Raw genomic sequence first — 242 nt, 5'->3', positions numbered from 1 at the left:
GATCTTTTTGGCAGATACGAGCGTGGGCATGCGCGTCGCGGTGACGCCGACCTGGCTCGGATCGAATTGCGGCGCATCCTGCTTGAGCACCTTGTCGACGTTCCACACCACCGCGTCGGCGTTGAACTCGCTGCCGTCGTGAAACTTCACGCCCTTGCGAAGGCTGAAGCGCCACTTGGTCTTGTCGGTGTCATCGACCTTCCATTCGGTCGCGAGCCCCGGCACCAGCTTGCCGGGGCGAT

Annotated in this window: 1 protein-coding gene; it reads right to left on the bottom strand. The window is 62.8% G+C overall.

Annotated features, from left to right (window positions below):
• Positions 1-242 (bottom strand): ABC transporter substrate-binding protein (locus tag G8O24_RS43750; protein ID WP_244646477.1); only part of this gene is annotated, 242 nt, incomplete at both ends.

Origin of the sequence: Bradyrhizobium campsiandrae (genome assembly GCF_014529705.1) — a bacterium.
Classification (GTDB): Bacteria; Pseudomonadota; Alphaproteobacteria; order Rhizobiales; family Xanthobacteraceae; genus Bradyrhizobium; species Bradyrhizobium campsiandrae.
This window is presented reverse-complemented; position numbering and strand designations above follow the sequence as displayed.